The sequence below is a fragment of the Actinobaculum sp. oral taxon 183 str. F0552 genome, assembly GCF_000466165.1.
Lineage (GTDB): Bacteria > Actinomycetota > Actinomycetes > Actinomycetales > Actinomycetaceae > Peptidiphaga.
Genome location: NZ_KE951429.1, coordinates 5,940 through 24,228 on the forward strand (window position 1 = coordinate 5,940; position 18,289 = coordinate 24,228).

Here is an 18,289-nt window from a genome sequence, read left to right on the forward strand (position 1 = left end):
GCCCAGCGCGCCATGGCGGCGGCGCGCCGCCGCTCCCGCTGACCGCCCACCGGCTCGATGCCTGCCGGGCGGTCAGCGCCCTGCCGCGGCTAGGCCCCGATCGCTCGGCCGACGGCGAACCGCTTCCCGCCTGCTCTTGGCTTTCCCCCCTCCGTGCGGTAGCCTGATCGGGCACCTCGTGTGCCGGATGGATCGCGAAGTGAATACGGGGATGATCGGTTTCGACGGCGAATGCGCGCCGAAGGGAAGCGGGTCGAGGATGCAGAGTCATCTCGTTAACGATTCTCTGCGAACCAATAGGTGCCAAGAACAAGAGCACCGATTTCGCCCTCGCCGCCTGAGCGAGCTGCGGAATCCGTCAGCCTAGGGGTGCTTTCCTCCTAGAACCTGGCGTCGCCTTTGAAAGCCACTGCCGAACGGGTATGCAGCGGGCCCGCTCGGAACTCTTACGCCGCTAGGTCCGTCAGCGACTCGTTCGCGTGAGCGCTGGGGCCGAAAACAACGCACTGCGAACTGCACCCGGAGAATACTTGGGCAAGCATCGTCGGACGCGGGTTCGATTCCCGCCATCTCCACTGAATACTCGTTGTCCAAGTCGGCAGCGAACACTATGTGAAATTGTCATATTCTATAATCGTAGGCTTTTATTCTTTATATACTAGTCATATCGATTCTACATTCTTATGAAAACGACAGTAAGTATTACCTAGAAATTAGGTAATACTTACTGTCGTTAAATTTTAGTATATCAATATGGTAATGGTTTTAGATTGATTGTATTTAATAATCTAATTTTGATTATCTGTCAATTCGCCGGATGTATCGTAGCTTTTATCGCTAAGCGTGGTGCCATCTGTGGAATTCAATTCAGGAGGATTCGTTACAGTAGTGTGCCATTCAGAAGGTCTGCCCAGATTTCGCAGTCCTCGGTTTGAAAGCAGACCGATAACTGCTATAGCGGCGGCAATGGAACCTAAAGCAAAGGAAAAGGTGGAAAAATGAGCGGCGACTAGATTGCTCGCAATGGCGGGAACGAAAGCGGTAATTGCGAGTTCGATGACTCCAGCGAGGGAATTGACACGTCCTTGGAGATGGACTGGCGTAGTGGAAAACAGATACCCTTGCATTATAGAAATAGTGAAAGGAAACGCCAGTCCATAGAAAGGTAACCATATAAGAAGTGTTTGGTAGGTATGGCTGAATGTAGCGAGGAAAGCGATAATAAATATGCCAATAAATGTCATTAAAAGAAGTTTTCCGGAGCGAAAGCGTTGAAGGAATTTTCCAGCGAAAATTGATGCGATGATCATGAATACTGAACTCGCTGATTCTAAAATGGAGATTTGGAAAGCAGTATAGCCCTGTAAAATGAGATGATATAACGCCGTGTTGTTTGTGAATGCAAAACTAGTGTTGAGGACCATAGTAACGATAAAGCAAATTCGAAGAATGGGTTCGCCCCAGACGAAAGTGAAAGCTTCATGGATATCTGTGAAAACACGACGCATGGCCATCAGGCGTCTTTTTGAACAGTTAGAATCGCTAATGGGGGAAATAGATGCATTGAATTTCATCTCAGCTGTTTTTGAGATTTTTAAATTGGTGCTGATTAATCTTGTTAAGATGACCATGGTTGATAAAAGAGCTGCAGAAAAGTAATACGGCAGTGCGCGAGTAAGCGTATAGAGAAATCCGCCGATAGGCCCGCCCGTGATCTCGATGACGGCGTTTCGTCCTTGATTGATGGCAATGGCCTTAGTAAATTCTTTGTCGTCGGGTATGATCGAACGTAACGCCGCATTGTCAGCCATTCCGAAAAGACCGTCGAGAACTTTTACGGCGACGATGATAACAAGAATCTGCCAAAACTTTAGAAGGTTGAAGGTCAGAAGTAATCCGAAAGCTAACCACAAGACGGCACCAGAAATGCTACGCGCATACATTCCCATGCGGCGATCGATTCGATCTATTAGAACGCCACCGAAAAGCATAACAGCGAGATAAGCGAACGTCCCTACACTGTTGACTACACCGGCAGTGGCGATAGAGCCAGAGATTTCAACGATAACAAAGGGCAGAGCAACTGTGCACAGTGAGCGGCTAAGCATATCCGAGGTCGATGCACCGAGCCAGAGTACATAATTTTTCGATAACTTGCTCAAGACTATTCTCCTGTGCTAGTCGGCAGTCAAATATGTGTTTGAAATATTGAAAGCTTACTACGAGACTATCAAATCTTGCGCACTTCTGACAGTTACTTTACTCGCGAAACTGTGGGAGAAGAATATGTGTATACGCTAATGTAAAAATCTTTGCGACCGAAAATTATATATAATTATAAAATTTAAATGCACTTAATATAGCTGGTGTATTCTCATCAAATGAAATGATTTACGATGCAGTTTGTTGTCAAAATTGGATAGTTTATTGTCAGAATTGGACGGCGGGGCGGCCAACTGGCCGCCGCCCGCTTCCGCGTCGATCAGCCGTCGCCCTGTTCGCGCTTGCCGCCCTTGCGTGCGGCGCGGCCGGAGGTGCGGGGGCCTTCGAAGTCGGGCCTCTTGTAGTTCATGTGCGGCTTGCGGGCGCCCAGGCCGGAGCTGAGGAGGTTCGCCTGCGTGACGTGTATGTCGGACAGGACTTGGCGCACGCCGATCGCCTCCGACTTGGCGGGGCGGTGGATGATCTCCAGGACGGACAGCAGGGTCGAGACGAGGACGCGCCCGCTGCGGTAGACGAGATACCGGCTGGTCCACTCGGGGCGGAACTTCTCCTTGTAGGAGCGCAGGCCCTTGAAGTTGTAGGCCCGGTTGCCGAAGTCGTAGATGTAGCGGACGATCTTCTGCTTGCTGTTGGAGTACTTCTTGTTCCCGGTGTTGGAGAGGGGGGCCATCCCGAGGTTGTAGAACTCGTAGCCGTTCTCCCTCGCCCACTCGATGAGCGAGACGAAGATCCCGTCCATCGTCCCGCCGGGCGCGTCGGGGCGGATGCGCATGAGGTCGACCGACGCCACGTTCGGGCTGGCGGGCATGATCGAGGCGAAGCCCTCGACCCGCTCGTCGTTGCGCACCACCGCGACGGGGGCCCGGCTGAGGTATTCGGGGTCGAAGCGCCCGAGGGAGAAGCCCATCTCCTCCCGGTCGCCGATCCACGCGTCGGACACGTCGCGGATCTCGGCGAGGAACTTCTCCGTGAAGGGCGGCGCAACCATCTCGAAGTGGGTGCCCTTCTCGCCCATCCGGTTGCGCATGCGCCGGAAGATCTTCCCCTTGTTCCCCACGTTGGAGTAGTTGGCCAGGCGCAGCATCGCGTCCTCGCCGATCTTGACGAAGGTGAACCCCTGGTCGGCGCACGTCGCCAGGTATTTGGCCGAGATCTCGTAGATGGCGACGTTCATCCGGTAGGAGGCGGCCATCGTCACGAACTCGTCGATGGCCTCTTCGAACGCCGACTCCTCGCCTATCGGATCGCCCAGGATGACCAGGTTGTTCCTGTGCGGGCGGTACAGCAGCGCCACCTTGCCGTCCGAGGAGTAGAAGACGTGCTTGTCCCCCAGGAAGAAGAGGTGGGAGTATTCGTTCCCGCCGTGTTCGGCCAGGAAGGCTTCGAAGCGCGCCACGTCCGCCGGCCCCGGCGGCCTGAAGTCCATCGTCCGCCCCCGCGAGAAGAGGAGGCCGAGGGAGATGAGTATCACGATGGCGCCGTAGAAGGCGAAGTGCCGCGGAGGCTCGCCGCGGTGGGGGAAGGGGTGGGGGATCTTCTCGTCGTGGTACAGGCGCCACAGGAAGATCCCCATGGGAATGCCGACGACGGCTATGAAGGACGCCGCGAACGACCTCCACGTCAGCCTGAGCGGCTGCCGGCTGAAGGAGTCGCGGGCCAGGAAGAGGAGCCAGGCGACGAAGAGGAGGAGGATGGCCTCCTCGAAGTCGAACCCCTTCAGGAGCGAGGCCGCAGCGCCGACGACGAGCAGCCCGAGGGCGATCCCGTAGATGCGGGCGACCCGCGCCCGGATGCCGCGGGCGAGGACGACGAGCATGATCCCGATGAGCAGGGAGGTGATGCTGGAGGCCAGGCGCGCCCCGCGCGGGGTGAACTCCCGCAGTATCTCGATCCGCTCGTAGATGGCCGGCGTGATCGCCGAGAGGATCAGGGTCACGCCGGAGACGAGCGTGCCGATCCACAGGATCGAGATGGAGAAGTCTTCGCGCTTGCGTCTGTCGCTCAACCCGAACTTGGGGGCGAGCAGCTCGCCGACGGCGTAGAGCGTGGCGATGAGCCACGGAATGATGTAGTAGCTCACGCGGTAGACGACGATCGACAGGAAGAGGCGGGTGGTCTCGTAGTCCATGGCGCTGAACAGCGCGATGCACGTCAGGTCGAAGGTGCCCAGGCCGCCGGGGATGAACGAGACGAGGCCGACGAGGGTCGCAGTCGAGTAGACGAAGAGCGACATCCACAGGTTGGCCTCCGGGATGAAGAGCCTGACGCAGAACCAGAAGTAGACGCCGGCCACGAGCCAGTCGAGGAGCGAGGCCGCCGTCATCTCGAGCTTCTGCCGGTAGTTCTGCAGGGCGAAGGGCGAGCGCGTCAGGTCGATCTTGCCCCATTTGACCTTGCCGCCGAAGAAGTACAGGGGGACGTAGAGGCTCATGGCCAGGGGGACGATCCACAGGCCCTTGTCGTACCGCAGGGCGAAGGGGAGGGTGGTCAGCAGCATGACGAACAGGCCGATGAGGTTGGACGCCCACACCGCGAGGGTGATCTTCAGCGAGGTGCTCTTGTCCGCCCCGGCCTTCGTGTAGTACCTGGCCCGGATCGTTCCGCCCGTCAGACCCCCCAGGCCCGCGAAGTTGTTGAAGGCCTGGGCGATCCACCCGATCTTCAAGGCGGTCGGCGCGGGGAGGGAGATCCCGAAGTGTCTCGAGGCGAAGATGTCGTACACCCCCGTCGCCGTGAAAGCCAGCACCCCCAGGAGCGCTATGCCGAACAGCTTGCGCGGCTCGATGGCGGCCAGGAGCTCGCGCATCTGGGGGCCGGAGACGTTCTTGAGCTCGTTGCGGGCGACGAAGAACACCCCGACCGCCATGAGGATGTAGAAGATCCACGTTGCGGCGCGTTTGTGCTCTTTGACGAAGTCGGCGATTCTCTTCATGTTCCCCTGGTCTTCTAAGTGTCCGGGCGCGACCGGGCCCACACGGGCGTCGCCTGCCGGGAGTGCTCGGACAATCTTACTGGCTTCGTTCCGGATCCGTGGCCGGCTTGCCGGGGCTCCCGCGTTTCGCAGCGCGGGCCGGACGTCGCGCGGGCCAAACGCGCGAGAGGTCCGGCGGCGGCATCCGTCGTCCGTGAAAGAACAGTTCTCATGCTACAGGGGGACCTAGAGGATCACCGGTGCGATAAATCACATGAAATTCCACGTCTTTCCCTTCGAAATGTGCCAGCTCTGGCGGAAATCCGCTAGATTGCTGGGTAGCGGCCCGCACCGGGTCCTCAATCGAAACGAAAGGTATGGGAATGTCCATTAACCGTACTGAGCTCATCGCAAAGGTCGCTGAAAAGGCCGGTCTGTCCAAGACCGACGCCGACAAAGCCCTTGCAGCTCTCCAGGAAGTCCTCGTCGACTCACTCGGCAAGGGCGAGGCCGTCAAGATCACGGGGCTCATGGCCGTCGAGCGGACCGAGCGCGCCGCTCGCAAGGGCCGCAACCCCCGTACGGGCGAAGAGATCCACATCCCCGCCGGATACGGCGTCAAGCTCACCGCAGGCTCCGCCCTCAAGAAGGCCGTCTCCGACTGACGTCGCAACGACTTGTGCGATCCAGCCGGGGCTCGGCTCCGACGCCGATCGGGCCGGCCCCGGCTCGTTCGCAATCCAAGCCCCCGCGGCCCCGGCGCGGGTGCGGGATACGCCGTTTCTCCCGCACCGAGGACATCGCCGAGGATCCGCAGTCTCGGCGCGGGTGTGGGATACGCCCCGCCGCACATCCTGGTCGGCGCGGGGGAGCGGCTCCTAGACTGAAGCCCATGAGCACACTGCCTCCCCAGCCTCCTCAAGGCCCCGACGGGCCGGAAACCGAGGGCGCCCCCGGCCTCGACGTGCTGGAGCGCGTCCGCGAACAGCGGGATCCGGGCGACGAGGAGCGATACGCTCACTACGTCCGCAAGGACAAGATCACCGAGTCGGCGGTTCTCGGCAGGCCGGTCGTCGCCCTGTGCGGCAAGGTCTGGACGCCGTCCCGCAATCCCGACCGCTTCCCCGTGTGCCCCACGTGCAAGGCCATCAGGGATCGGCTCGGCTCCCAGGGGTCGGGCTGGCCGTTCGGGCCGGACGTGCCCGGGAACGGGAAGTGAGCCCCCGCACCGGCCACCCCCTGCCGCGATCGGCCTCGGTCCATGCAGCCGAGGCGCTCTCGCCCTCCTTCCCGCGGCGGGCGGCGTGGGGAACGGCCTCCTCGCTGAGGGCCTGGCAGGCCGAGGCCCTCCAAGGCTACCTGGCGGCGGACCCCCGCGACTTCCTCGCCGTCGCGACCCCCGGGGCGGGCAAGACGGCCTTCGCCCTCCGCGTGGCCACCGAACTCATCTCGCGCGGGGCAGTGCACGGGGTCACGGTCGTCTGCCCCACCGAGCACCTGAAGGTCCAGTGGTCGGAGTCGGCCGCTCGCGTCGGGCTCAAGCTCGACCCGGACTTCACGAACGCCCAGGGCGAGGAAGGCAGCTTCTTCGACGGAGTGTGCGTTACCTACGCCCAGGTCGCGGCCAACCCGGGGCTCCACCGCGACCGCACGCGCCGGCGCGACACGCTGGTGGTCCTCGACGAGATCCACCACGGGGGAGACGCCCTCTCCTGGGGGGACGGCATCCGGACCGCCTTCGAACCGGCGGCCAGGCGGCTGGCGCTGACCGGAACGCCCTTCCGCTCCGACACCTCCCCGATCCCCTTCGTCGACTATGTCGACGACGGCGAGGGGGTGCGCCGTTCGCGCGCCGACTACACGTACGGATACACCCGCGCCCTGCGCGACGGCGTCGTCAGGCCGGTGATGTTCCTCAGCTACTCGGGCCGGATGCGGTGGCAGACCAAGCAGGGCGACGTCGTCGAGGCGACCCTCGGCGAGCCCCTGACCAAGGACATGACGGGCCAGGCTTGGCGCACGGCCCTCAACCCGGAGGGCGAGTGGATACCGGCCGTGCTCGCCGCCGCCGACGAACGCCTGACCGCCGTCCGCCGGACGGTTCCCGACGCCGGAGGCCTCGTCATCGCCACGGACCGGAAGGCCGCCCGCGCCTACGCCCGCCGGCTTGCGGCGATCACCGGCCGGGACCCGGTCGTCGTGCTCTCCGACGACTCGCGCGCCTCGGAGAGGATCGCCGAATTCTCGGCCGGCGACGACCGTTGGATGGTCGCCGTGCGCATGGTCTCCGAGGGCGTGGACGTGCCCCGGCTCGCCGTCGGCGTCTACGCGACGTCGGCTTCGACCCCACTGTTCTTCGCCCAGGCGATCGGGCGCTTCGTCCGGGCGCGCAGGCGCGGCGAGACCGCGACGGTGTTCCTGCCGTCCGTCCCCCAGATCCTCGAACTCGCCGCCGGAATGGAGGTCGAACGCGACCACGCCATCGACCGGCCCGGCAGCGGCGAGGACGGCCTGGACGACGATCTGATCGAACGGGCCAACAGGCAGGAGCAGGCCAGCGACCAGCTCGCCTTCCCCGGCTTCGAGGCCCTCGGATCCGATGCGGCCTTCGATCGGGCGCTCTTCGACGGAGGCGAATTCGGGCTCGGCGCCGAAGTCGGATCCGACGAGGAGGCCGACTTCCTGGGGATCCCGGGCCTGCTCGAACCGGAGCAGGTGACCTCCCTGCTGCGCCGGCACCAGGCAGAGCAGTCCGAGAGGAAGCGGGCGCAGCGCCCCGCACCGCCGGCCTCGGACGCCAGGCGGCGGCGCGACGCCCGCAAGGAGCTGTCCTCGCTGGTCTCGGCGTGGGCGCAGAAGTCCGGTCAGCCGCACGCCTTCGTGCACTCAGAGCTGCGGCGCGCGTGCGGAGGGCCGGAGGTGGCCCGGGCCTCCGTCGAGCAGATCGAAGCCCGCATCGACCGCGTCCGCCGGTGGTTCGTCGGGCGGACGTGAAGCCTTGGTTCGCGGGGAGGAGGTAGAGCTCCCAGATCGGGAGTAAGATGCGGAAAGGAGCAGTCTTTTCGCGGGCTTTGCGGGGTTCCTTGAAGTTCGCGTTCTTTGAACGGGAGCGTTGCCGAAGGTGTTTTGCCGTCGAAACCGATTTCGCGCATATCGAGATCCTCTTCATCCCTATCGAAATCCGCATTGCGCGTTTGGGCTGCCGGAATCGATGCCCAGCAGCAGATCGATGGATTCCCCCACCCCTCAGATTCGAGTGTCGCGATGAGTGTGAAGCCAGCGCGGAGCGTTCGCCTCCCGGAGCCCGGCCAGGTGGTTCAGGTCAGAGGCGCTGTCTGGGCGGTGACCGACGTCGACGCACAAGGGCTTCCACGCAGTTCCGCCGACGACGGACAGCCCCGCCTCGACCACGTCGTCACGCTCCAATCTCTTGACGAAGACCGAATGGGCGAAGAGCTGCGGGTGGTTTGGGAGCTCGAGGTCGGGAACTCTGTGGTGCCCGATCGCGGCCTGCCCGAGAACATCGCGGCTGGAGCCTTCGACAGCCCCGACACCCTGGGCGCCTTCGTCGACGCTGTGCGCTGGGGCGCCGTCACCTCAGCCGACCCCAAGGCCTTCCAGTCGCCCTTCCGTTCAGGCGCCACCCTGGAGGCCTACCAGCTTGAGCCTCTGCGCCGTGCGCTCGCAGCCCCGCGCACCAACCTCCTGCTGGCCGACGACGTCGGCCTGGGCAAGACCATCGAGGCGGGGCTCGTGGTCGAAGAGCTCCTCCTGCGCCACCGGGCGCGTTCGGTCATCATCGTCTGCCCGCCGAGCCTTTCCTTGAAGTGGCAAGACGAGATGCGCGAGAAATTCGGCCTGGACTTCGTCATCGTGGACTCCGCGCGCATGGCCGAAGACCGACGCACCTACGGATTGGCGGCCAATCCCCTCAGACTCCACCCGCGCGTCATCATCTCCATGGCTTGGCTGCCGGGCGTGCGCGCTCAACGGCTCCTTCGCGAAATCCTCGCGGACGCCGAGAGGACCCAGACCGCCCGACGCTACGCGTTCGACGTACTCGTCGTGGACGAAGCCCACCATGTTGCCCCGGCGGCTCCTTCGGCTGTCGGCGGAGGGCGGGGCTATGCCGTCGATTCGCAGAGGACCCGCGCTCTGCGTCGGCTGGCCGACAAATGCGAGCATCGCCTGTTCCTGTCCGCCACACCCCACAACGGGTACACGGAGTCTTTCTCCGCTCTGCTCGAGATGATCGATCCGCGGCGCTTCGCCCGAGGAGCGCGGATCGACGAGGATGCTCTTAAAGAAGTGACGGTGCGCCGCCTGAAGTCGCAGATCGCCGACAGGGACTTTCAAAAGCGTCGGATCCAACCTCTGCTATACGAGACTTCGCCGGATGAGGAGCAAGCTTACGCCAAGCTCGATGCGCTTCTGCGGGATTCGGGTAGAGAGCAGGGGCGCCGCCACCTCGACATCGCCGCGCTGCTGCTCAAAAAGCGCTTTCTCTCCAGCCCGTGGGCTTTCGCCAAGACTCTGGAGGGATACCTCGACCAGACGCTGCCAGGTGTTGGGCTCGGTGACTATGACGACTATTACACGGAGGTCATGGGTTCAGGGCAGTCCGACGAAGAGGAGGGCCTCCTCTCCCAACCGGAGTTGGATACGCTGCTGGCAACTCGAAGATCGGATCCGCTTAGCGCCGCTACGCGCAGGGACCTGGAGGAGCTTGCCGACTGGGCTAGCGGCTATCAGTCCCGGCCAGATTCGCGGCTTAACGCGTTGGTGGACATGCTCGACGCCGTTTGCCGCCCCGACGGCAAAACCTGGATGAACGAACGGGTAGTGGTCTTCACCGAGTATGCGGACACTCTGGAGTGGATCGTTTCCGTGTTGCGGCAGAGGGGTTATGGCAAGCGTTTGGCGGTGATTCGCGGTTCGACATCGGCCGACGAGCGGGAAGACATTCGAGCACGATTCAATGACTCTCCTTCAGAGGAGGATGTGCGCGTGCTCGTGGCCACCGATGCCGCGGGGGAGGGGATCGATCTTCAAACCTATTGCCACCGATTGGTTAATTTCGACGTTCCGTTCAATCCTTCTCGGTTGGAGCAGCGGGTCGGGCGTATCGACCGCTACGGCCAGTGCGAGACCCCCGAAGTTTATTACTTAAAGCCCGACGGCAGGAACGGCCTGTACTCCGGGCACCAGGATTTTCTTGAGCGATTGGCGCACAAGATCGCCACCGAAAGGCAGGATCTCGGATCCGTCAATCCGCTCATCGACGAGGAAATCACTGCGCATTTTCTGGGCCGCAACCGGCGCAAAGTCTCGGCTCGCGGGCATGATGAGAAGGCTATCGATTCCGCCCTAGCCGGAAGCAGCAAGCTCAACCAGCAGTTGACCGCCCTGGCTCGCGGCTATGAGGACCGGAAGATCGCGATGCACCTCACCCCCGAGGCGGGCAGGCGCGTAGTGGACGAGGCTTTGCGCATGACTCACCAGCCGCTCCTTGAGAACGTCGGATCCGAGGACACCGACGCAGACGTGTTCTCTGTTCCGGATCTCAACCGTTCCTGGCAGGACGCGGTGGCCGGCCTGGACACCCGGCTGCGCCCCGGCGAGCTGCGGCCGGTCACCTTCGATGAGGATGCCGGGCGCGCCCCCGGCATCGTCCACGTCCACCTGGGCCACCCGCTCATGCGCAAATCCACCCGCATCCTGCGGGCCAACCTGTTCAGCCCCCACTCGGAGGTCAACCGGGTGACGGCCGTGGTCCTGCCGGGGCTGGAGCATTCCTGCGCGGCCTCCATGTCTCGCCTGGTGCTGGTGGGACGCGGCGGCCTGCGCCTGCACGAGCAGGTCTTCGTCACCGGCGTGCGGCTGCGCGGGCACCGCATCGCCGAGGACACGCTGCACGAGGTCCTGGACCGCTCCCTCGATCCGGGCAGCTATCGCCTGGCCGGTCCCGAGGTGCGCCGCCACCTGGCGTCCTTGTGGAACGACGGCGGACACCTGCGCACCCGCCTCGTGGAGGAGACGGCCCGCCGGGCCCAGAGCCTGCAGGCGGGCGTCCACCAGAGCCTCGACGAACGCTGCCAGGCGGATCTCGACCGAGTGCGCGGCATCTTCGCCGCCTTTCGCGACAACCTGACCGACTCCTTGGAGCGCCTGCGCACCGAGGAACGCGAGCAGGAGGCCATGCTGGCCCTGTGGTCCGGCGAGCAGCGCCAGCAGCGCGCCCGGGACATCCGCGCCATGGAGGACCGCTTGGAGGACTTGGCCGGGGAGGAGACCCGCGAAGAGGCGGCGGTGCGCTCACGCTACGAGGACGTTCGGCCCTACGTCTCCTCGGTGGCCCTCGTCTTGGCCGTGGCCGAGGAGGACGCCGAGACCTGGGGGAGGCAGTCATGAGCCCGAGGAAGCCCGCATCGAAGGGCAGCACCAGGGCCGGCGCCACTGGCAGGAGAGCCGGCGGCGCCGGCCACAGCGCCTCGGGCGGGCGCAGCGCCGCCGAGCAGCACCGGGCGTGGCTGGAACTGGTCGACACCGAAGGCCCCTTCCTCTCCGTGCCCGTCCTCACCGGCCTCTACCCGCAGGGCATGCCGGGGCTGAGCCGCGAGCACCGCGAAGTACTGCGCGCCGCCAAGTCGGCCTTCGACCGCGCTTGGGACGCCTGGGACGCGCAGCGGGACTCCGCTGCCGCCCTGGCCTCTTACCGCCGTGCCCGGGACGCCTGGGTGGAGACCGTGCTCACCGAGGTCCTGGGCTGGGGCGGCTTCTGGGAGATGACACAGGACCGCCCGGCGCTCGCGGAGACTTACCGCGTCGCCTCTGACGGCATCGAGGCGGTAGTGGCGACTCCGACGGGAGCGCTCGTTCGCGGGGAGCAGATCGGCGCCCTGGTATCGGTCGCCGATCCGGTCAACTCCCTGCGGGAGGTGGGCCAGGATGGCTGGGCCACGAGCCCCATCGACCGGATGGCCGCGATGCTGCGAGCCCCGAGCTCGACCTGCTCCATTGGCGTGGTCACCGACGGGCGCTGGTGGGCCATGGTGAGCTCCCCGGCGGATGGAGCTACGGCTTCCGGCGTCGTGGACTGCCAGACCTGGGTGGAAGAACCTGCTACCTGTGACGCCTTCTGCGAGCTCCTGAGCGTGCGCCGCTTGGTGGGCGGCACTGCGGCGCAGCGCCTGCCCAGGCTTTTCGAAGAATCGGTCCTGGCAGCGGAGGAGGTCACCGAGGCCCTGGGCACCCAGGTGCGCAGCGCGGTCGAGCTCATCGTCTCCGCCCTGTCCGACGCCCTCCTCGACGCCGCCGAGCGCGAGGCCTCGGCGAGCCCGGAGGGCGCTGAGCCGGGCGTCGAGCTGGGCAGCGGCCCGCTGGCGGCCGATCCCCGGCAGGTCTACGAGGCGGTCGTCACCGTCATGATGCGCTGCGTCTTCCTCCTCTTCGCCGAGGAGCGCGGGCTCCTGCCCGCCGAATCGCTCTATACCGGCGGTTACGGCCTGGCCACGGTCTTGGACGCCCTGGAGGAGCGCGCCCGCGACGAGGGCGAGGAATCCATGGACGGCACGAGCCTGACCTGGCACCGGCTGCTGGCGACCTCCCGGGCCCTGCACAGCGGCGTCAACGCCGAGGACATGCGAATCCCCGCCTACGGCGGTTCGCTGTTCGATCCGGCACGATTCCCCTTCCTGACGGCCACGGATGCCAGCGGCACCCTACTGCTCACCGTCTCCGACCGGGTCATGCTGCACGTGCTGCGCTCCCTTCAGACAACCCGCCTCAGGGGCCAGGAGGCCCGGCGCCTGTCCTTACGGGACATTGACGTGGAGCAGATCGGCTATATCTACGAGGGCCTGCTCGGCTACACCTGCGAGCAAGCTGAGGAGACGGTCCTCGGCCTGCTCGGCAAGGACGGTGAGGAGCCCGAGGTCCCATTGTCGGTCCTGGAAGGGCTCGCCCAAAAGCACGCCGGCGCCGACCTTGCCGGGGCAATCGTCGCCTGGCTGAAGGAGAACCAGCCTGGGGCCAAACCGCCCACCCCCAAAGCCCTGGCTAAGGATCTCGGTGCCGGGGACGCGCTGCCCGACGCCGACCGCGGCCTGCTCGCCGTCACCCGGGACGAGGAACTGCGCGGGAAACTGCGCCCTTGGATCGGGGTCATTCGGAAGGACCTGCGAGGCCGGCCGGTGGTCATCCAACGCGGGGGTCTCGTGGTCACAGAGACCCCGTCACGGCGGAACGCTGGCGCCCACTACACGCCCCGCTCTCTGGCCGAGGAGGTGGTGAAATATGCTTTGGAACCGCTTGTTTACTCGCCTGGCCCCCACGAGACCGACGATCGCAGCCAGTGGCAGCCGGTGTCCTCCGATCGCATCCTTGGTTTGCGTGTGGCGGACATCGCTTGCGGCTCGGGGGCCTTCCTTGTAGCGGCGGCCCGCTTCTTGGCCCGTAAACTCGTCGCAGCATGGACACGGGAAGGAACCCTGGGTCAGTACGCCAATCGGCCGGGTGAAGTCGAGCGTGACGCCCTGCGGCAGGTAGTGGCCCGCTGTCTCTACGGGGTGGACATCAACGAGATGGCCGTGGAAATGTGCAAGCTCTCCCTGTGGCTCGTCTCCCTGGATCGGGACAAGCCCTTTAGCTTTGTGGATAACAAGGTTTTCGTGGGCAATTCGCTGTTGGGTATCACCGATCTGGACCAGCTCAAGGCTCAGCATATCGATCCTGCGGCGGCGACGAACCGTCCCTTCGAGCTCGATCACGCCGGGAGATACACAAGAGATCTCGATGCAGGCGCTATTTTGGAAGAGGTTTCTAGGCGTCGTGAGGAGCTTGCGAGCGTCGTTGATGCGAATGATCCAGCGCGATCGGCCAAGACGAAGCAGCGCCTTCAGCATGAGAATGACGAAAGCCTGGCAACCCTGAATCGAGTGGCGGACGCCGTGGTGGCTGTGGGGCTTGATCCGGCGATTGGAGCGAAGCCTGGCAAACGGCTTAACCAAGGATACGGGGATTTGATCGCGACTCTTGGCCGCGCTTTTCCTGAGGATGGAGCAGGCGACGATGCCCTGCTCGAGGCGATTCTGGAACGCGGCCTGACGCCGACCGTGCGCACGGACTATAAGCGCTGGCACTGTCTCCATTGGCCGCTGGCCATGCCGGAGGTCATGGAACGCGGGGGTTTTGACGCGATCATTGGCAATCCGCCCTTTTTGGGCGGTCAGAAACTGACCGGCGCCATGGGGGCGAATATCCGCGATTGGTTTGTACAGGTGCTAGCTCGAGGACAGCGGGGGAGTGCCGACCTCATCGCCTATTTCTTTTTGCGTGCTCATTCGCTGCTCAACGATCACGGCACTTTGGGCCTTGTGGCGACGAACACCGTCGCTCAAGGAGCCACCCGCGAAGTGGGGCTCGATCAGATGGTTGATTCCGGTTTCACCATTACCCGGGCTATCCAATCCCGATCGTGGCCGTCTCAAAGCGCCAACCTCGAATTCGCAGCAGTGTGGGGAACCCACGGCACCCTTTCACCCCAGGTGATGGCGGTCTGTGACGATACGCCGGTTCCTCGGATCAGCACCCTGCTGGAGCCTGCCGGGAGCGTGAAGGGGAAACCTGAGCGACTCAATGAAAATCAGGAAATTGCCTTCCAAGGGTGCATTGTGCTTGGCAAGGGTTTCATCCTGGATCCGGAAGAAGCTGTTGAGTGGATCGCAGCGGACTCTCGCAATGCGGAGGTGCTCTTCCCTTACTTGAATGGAGAGGACCTCAACTCCCGCCCCGATTGCTCTTCATCGCGTTGGGTTGTTGATTTCAATGACTGGACAGAAAATAAAGCTGCTGAATATGTGATCCCATTCTCCCGTTTGCTGGAAAGTGTGAAGCCCGAACGCCAACGGAAGAAATCTGACGGATTCTATGTACTTCGAAGACCCCTCCCCGAGCGCTGGTGGCAATATGGCGAGAAACGCCCAGCGATGCGGAAAGCGATTGCGGACCTTGACGAAGTGCTGGTGATTGCTCTTGTCAGTAAGACGGTAATGCCGGTTCGTGTGCCTACACGTCAGGTGTTCAGTCATATGCTAGGGGTCTTTGCGACTGATTCTTACGCTCAGCAGGCGGTTCTGTCATCCTCAATTCATCGGTACTGGGCTATTTCCTACGGGTCAGGCATGCGAAATGATCCTCGCTATACGCCGTCGGATGTCTTCGAGACTTTCCCGCGTCCCGAGCCCACGGCGGAGCTGGAGGTCATTGGTCGCACGCTGGACACCGAGCGGCGCGAGATTATGCTGCGCCGGGAGCTCGGCCTCACCAAGCTCTACAACCTTGTCAACGACCCTGGGCTAGAGACTGGTGCCGACCCGGATGTGGACCGGATGCGCGCCGTCCACGTGGAGCTTGACGAGACGGTGGCCGCCGCATACGGCTGGGATGACCTCGACCTCACTCACGGCTTCCACAGCTACCGGAAAGTGACCCGTTGGACCGTGCCCTCGGCCACCCGCGTGGAGATCCTCGACCGGCTCCTGAAAGAGAACCATCGTCGAGCCGCCGCCGAGGCTCTGACTGAGAGTTCCTCTCCAGCCAAGCGAGGCCGCAAAGCCGCCAAGACTCCCATTCAGGAGGAAACCCTTGACATCTAATGCGTCTAGGCCGCCGCGCTCCGAATGTGAGGCTTCGAGCTCAGCGGGTCACAAAGGCGATGGATCGGACTACGTCTTCGACCAAGAGCTCGACGCCACCTCGGCCTCCGCTCGAGCCGGGCTCGTCGAGGTGCTTGAACGCGAGCTCATCGGCCCCGCCGAAGGCGAGGACGAGATCCTCTTCTCTTCGCCGGACCAGCGTTATCTATTGGGACGCATCGCACCCACGCGGCTGACCGGCGCGCACGACGACCTCGAAGCTGCGGCGTCCACCGGCGCGCCCGTCGTCGGCGTCGAAGAAGAGACCGCGAGCGCTGCCGCCGAGGAGGACTCCGGCGACGACGCCGACGACGAACCCGTGCGCCGCGGCCTCATGATTCCTGCCTCCATGGGACTGCGCTTCCAGGTGCCCTCCGATCTTGACGCCGTCGCCGTCCACGTCAACTGGGGCACCTACGAGCCTGCAGGGCGCGACGATGCAGGTCTCTCCACGGCATCCGGCGCTGCCGGTAGCCGGGAGTCCCGGACTGCCCGCTATCGCCGCATCCCGCACTATCGGAGTGTCTCTCTTCCTCTGGCAGAACTCACTCCTGGCCGCACCCAGGACTATTTGCTCGAAGACGACGTCACGCTGCGCGTAGACTCCCACTTAGACGCCTCACCTGTCGGCGGGCTCGGCGGGCGTTATCTCATCGAGCTCGCCCTGTGCAACGATCAGGTCACACCCCGCCGGATCCCCGTAAACGCATGGATGTTCCAGACCCAGATCCATGTCGATTCCAACGGTCGGGACGTCTTCCTTCCCGTCCACGACGCTCTCATTCTCCCGCCTCCCGGTTCGCGGCCGGATGCCGGCTCGGAGGAGGCTCGCCTCGAGCTCCAGTATCGCGATCGCCTCGAGTTCGCCGTAGGGCGCACCTGCTCGGCCGACTGGAGTGTGCGGAAGCCTGAGCCCGGTAAGCCGAAGCCTCGCCGGGCATTTCAGGTGCGTACCACCTGGATGCCCACCGTGGAGACGCCCCAGACCGCGGCTGCCGATGTGCCGGGTGCCATACTCGACATGCGAGCCTTGGCCGCTGCAGCGACGGGAAGTGCGGACAGGTCTTTCGGATCGGACGGTTCCGACCCGCTAAGGACCGCCCTGGAACCGATCGTGGAGGACTACACGACCTGGCTGGAGGAGCAGGAGGGCGTCCTTGCTGCCTTGCCGGAGCACCTGCGGGAAACCGGCGCCGAAGCGCTGATCGAAGCCCGGCAAGTCCGCGACCAGCTCGCCGAGGGTCTCAACCACCTTCTATCAGATCACGAAGCCAGGCGCTGCTTCGCCTTCATGAACCGAGTCATGGCCGACCAGCGCGTGCGATCCCAAGTGGCCGCTATACGAGCCGCCGAGCCGGGCATCAGCGACCAGGAGGCCGAGGCTCGAGTCCTTGCCGGTGCCTACCCCCACCACTGGCGCGTCTTCCAGCTCGCCTTCATCCTCATGCAGCTGCCGGCCCTCACCGACCCCGCGCTGCCGCGACGCTCCGGCGATCTGGCCGCAGTCCAGCTCCTCTTCTTCCCCACCGGCGGCGGAAAAACCGAGGCCTACCTGGGGCTTGCCGCCTACGCCTTCGCCATCCGCCGCAGGCAGGGGCTGCTTGAGACTCCCGACGGACCTATCGACGGGCGCGCCGGCGTCACCGTCCTCATGCGCTACACCCTGCGCCTGCTCACCTCCCAGCAGTTCCAGCGCGCTGCCACCCTCGTGTGCGCCGCCGAACTCGCGCGACGGGAGGACCCGGTTGCCTGGGGCGAGGAGCCCTTCCGCATCGGCCTGTGGGTCGGCACCGCCGTGTCCCCCAAGCGGGTGAGCGAGGCCGCCGAGGAGCTCCAGCGCCTGCGCGAGCAAAACGGCGGCGGTGCCGGGCACCGCTTCTCCGCCCTCCAGCTCGGCCACTGCCCCTGGTGCGGCAGACCCTTGACCCACGCCGACGTCACCGTCGGTCCCGCCGCCGGGATCGCCGACCGCGTCATTCTGCGCTGCTCAGACGCGTTCGGCGAGTGCCCTTTCTCCGAGGGTGACCGCAACGTGCCCGACGGCCTTCCGGTTCTGACGACCGACGAGGAGATATATCGGCTCGCACCGGCGTTCGTCATCGCCACCGTGGACAAGCTCGCCCGCCTCGCCCGCGAGGGGCACGCCGCAACATTGTTCGGGCACGTCGCCCGCCGTTGTGAGCGCCACGGCTACGTCCCCCACCCCGGCTGTGATTCCAGCAGTGACTATGCCGGTTGCACGCTCGGTCAGAACGGACGCCACCAAGCCAAGGGGAAGCTGCCGGCAGCCACGGTCCGCCCCGCCACCAGGCTGCGGCCTCCGGATCTCGTCATCCAGGACGAGCTCCACCTCATCACCGGGGCTTTGGGGACAACAGTCGGCCTGTTCGAGACCGCCGTCGAAACCATGTGCTCTTGGACCGCCCCCGACGGCCGGCCCGCCCGCCCCCTCCTGGTCGCC

7 protein-coding genes, 1 other RNA gene and 1 pseudogene are annotated in these 18,289 nt (G+C 64.1%); 7 read left to right on the top strand and 2 right to left on the bottom strand.

Annotated features, from left to right (window positions below; translation table 11 throughout):
- Positions 1-207: 207 nt before the first annotated feature.
- Positions 208-578: a transfer-messenger RNA gene (gene ssrA / locus HMPREF0043_RS10710) on the top strand.
- Positions 579-788: 210 nt separating this feature from the next.
- On the opposite strand, the gene HMPREF0043_RS10715 is transcribed toward ssrA, so the two are convergent.
- Both HMPREF0043_RS10715 and mprF read right to left on the bottom strand, forming a co-directional pair.
- Positions 789-2,162 carry an MFS transporter gene (locus HMPREF0043_RS10715; RefSeq protein ID WP_021602025.1) on the bottom strand — a complete coding sequence of 458 codons (1,374 nt, stop codon included), beginning with the start codon at positions 2,160-2,162 and terminating at the stop codon, positions 789-791.
- Positions 2,163-2,482: 320 nt separating this feature from the next.
- Positions 2,483-5,155, bottom strand: coding sequence for a bifunctional lysylphosphatidylglycerol flippase/synthetase MprF (gene mprF, locus HMPREF0043_RS05830; RefSeq protein ID WP_021602026.1), 2,673 nt, complete (start codon positions 5,153-5,155; stop codon positions 2,483-2,485).
- 362 nt (positions 5,156-5,517) lie between these two features.
- On the opposite strand from mprF, the gene HMPREF0043_RS05835 reads away from it, so the two are divergent.
- The 6 genes and pseudogenes from HMPREF0043_RS05835 to HMPREF0043_RS05860 form a co-directional block, all read left to right on the top strand.
- The gene (locus HMPREF0043_RS05835) at positions 5,518-5,799 is read left to right on the top strand and encodes an HU family DNA-binding protein (RefSeq protein WP_040317966.1); all 282 of its coding nucleotides are present in this window, start codon (positions 5,518-5,520) and stop codon (positions 5,797-5,799) included.
- A 227-nt stretch (positions 5,800-6,026) separates the two neighbouring features.
- Positions 6,027-6,353 carry a DUF3039 domain-containing protein gene (locus tag HMPREF0043_RS05840; protein WP_021602029.1) on the top strand — a complete coding sequence of 109 codons (327 nt, stop codon included), beginning with the start codon at positions 6,027-6,029 and terminating at the stop codon, positions 6,351-6,353.
- Positions 6,350-8,128, top strand: coding sequence for a DEAD/DEAH box helicase (locus tag HMPREF0043_RS05845; protein WP_021602030.1), 1,779 nt, complete (start codon positions 6,350-6,352; stop codon positions 8,126-8,128). Before HMPREF0043_RS05840 ends, HMPREF0043_RS05845 begins: the two co-directional genes overlap by 4 nt.
- Before the next feature lie 270 nt (positions 8,129-8,398).
- Complete coding sequence (drmD, locus tag HMPREF0043_RS05850) at positions 8,399-11,545, top strand: DISARM system SNF2-like helicase DrmD (RefSeq protein WP_021602032.1); 3,147 nt, start codon at positions 8,399-8,401, stop codon at positions 11,543-11,545.
- Entirely contained in the window at positions 11,542-15,789 is a 4,248-nt protein-coding gene (locus HMPREF0043_RS05855) for an Eco57I restriction-modification methylase domain-containing protein (RefSeq protein WP_021602033.1), read from the top strand. Before drmD ends, HMPREF0043_RS05855 begins: the two co-directional genes overlap by 4 nt.
- 130 nt (positions 15,790-15,919) lie before the next feature.
- Positions 15,920-18,289 (top strand): annotated as a pseudogene (locus tag HMPREF0043_RS05860) (DISARM system helicase DrmA); the annotation flags it as partial.

Coding starts and splice junctions, on each gene's coding strand:
- mprF (WP_021602026.1), bottom strand. CDS start 5,155: ATGAAGAGAATCGCCGACTTCGTCAAAGAGCACAAACGCGCCGCAACG.
- HMPREF0043_RS05835 (WP_040317966.1), top strand. CDS start 5,518: ATGTCCATTAACCGTACTGAGCTCATCGCAAAGGTCGCTGAAAAGGCC.
- HMPREF0043_RS05840 (WP_021602029.1), top strand. CDS start 6,027: ATGAGCACACTGCCTCCCCAGCCTCCTCAAGGCCCCGACGGGCCGGAA.
- drmD (WP_021602032.1), top strand. CDS start 8,399: ATGAGTGTGAAGCCAGCGCGGAGCGTTCGCCTCCCGGAGCCCGGCCAG.
- HMPREF0043_RS05855 (WP_021602033.1), top strand. CDS start 11,542: ATGAGCCCGAGGAAGCCCGCATCGAAGGGCAGCACCAGGGCCGGCGCC.